The sequence below is a fragment of the Paenibacillus prosopidis genome, assembly GCF_003337375.1.
GTDB lineage: Bacteria > Bacillota > Bacilli > Paenibacillales > Paenibacillaceae > Pristimantibacillus > Pristimantibacillus prosopidis.
Genome location: NZ_QPJD01000078.1, coordinates 1 through 1,335, shown reverse-complemented (window position 1 = coordinate 1,335; position 1,335 = coordinate 1). Strand labels below are relative to the sequence as shown.

General features: G+C 40.7%; 1 protein-coding gene. It reads right to left on the bottom strand.

Annotated features, from left to right (window positions below):
* Positions 1-254 precede the first annotated feature (254 nt).
* The gene (locus tag DFP97_RS30355) at positions 255-1,055 is read right to left on the bottom strand and encodes a Cof-type HAD-IIB family hydrolase (protein WP_181873754.1); all 801 of its coding nucleotides are present in this window, start codon (positions 1,053-1,055) and stop codon (positions 255-257) included.
* Positions 1,056-1,335: the final 280 nt, after the last annotated feature.

Genomic DNA, 1,335 nt, shown 5'->3' with positions numbered 1-1,335 from the left:
CTGAGTACCGCTTGGGTGTGAAGTACCAAATGGAGAATATGCTTATAACTATTGTAACAATCGTAAGTAAGACAGCAATTTTTCGCTTCATCTCATACCTCTTTTATTTTTTCAAACCGTTTCTTTAATAAACGCAAACACACTCACTAAGTTGCACTATCCTGCCCGTTACTTCAGTAACGAAAAAGGGATCGACTAAACTGCGCACAGCCGGCGATCCCTTTTCACTATCGTACCCGTTAGTTGAATCATTATCATGTGATTACCACTAATCTCTCAATTGCAACAGCAACACCATCGTTATCATTCGAATCGGTTACGTGGGCTGCACAATTTTTCAGTTCAATTATCGCGTTCTCCATTGCGATCGGAAATCCGCACATTTGGAATAGTCCTAAATCGTTAAAGTCATCCCCGAATACCATTACATTTTCTGACTTCACCCCGATATCATTAAGCACCCATTGCACGGCTTCTTCTTTTGATGCTGATTTTTGCATGATTTGAACCAATACCCCTCCATCGGTTGCGATTACGTTCACATGGTCGCCGAATTGCTCTATTATATCCCTCCATGTGCTGTAACCTTGAACCAATATTTTGGTTGGGGAGAGTGAACTAATAAAATCGTTATCAATAACCTGGGGTTTCGGATCATTCGAACGGAGACCGAATTGAGCACGCTGCGAGTCGGGAACTGGTTTACACGCATACCATGAATCATTAACCTCGTATGAAATTAACGATTGAGGAGCATGTAACTCGATGAATTTGTTAATCTGTTGGCTAATCTCATTTGGGATACTAATGTGCCGCTGAGTTTGCTTAGACTTGCATGTTACTAGAGCACCATTGTAATAAACCAAGTAGTCTACAAAAGGAAAATTCTTCACAAATTGATTAGCCGCTCTAGGCGGTCGCGCCGTGGCAACAATAATATGAATTCCAGAATCAAAACATCTTTTAACAGTCTGATAATTTCTAGGTGATATGGATTTGTCACTGCCGAGCAATGTTCCGTCCAAGTCTAATACAATTGCCTGTATGTCCGACATCTGCATCTCTCCTCACAAATAATTCTTCCAATAATAACCTAATTTCAGGAGAAAGGATAGACTCACTATTGAATTAATTGCCCTGTTAGCGTAACGAAGGGCTGCTCGACTGGCAGCCCTCATGGTATTGCTATCGTACCCAATAGCTTAATCCCCTCTCAGTAAGGGGGTTATTCGCATCAAATAGGTATTTATTTCATTTGTCGTTTTTAAGTGACTTACTGTCACTTTTGATTTTCTTCGGTATGCTCACGCTCACTGGCTGTAATAAAAACTCCTA

Coding starts and splice junctions, on each gene's coding strand:
- DFP97_RS30355 (WP_181873754.1), bottom strand. CDS start 1,055: ATGTCGGACATACAGGCAATTGTATTAGACTTGGACGGAACATTGCTC.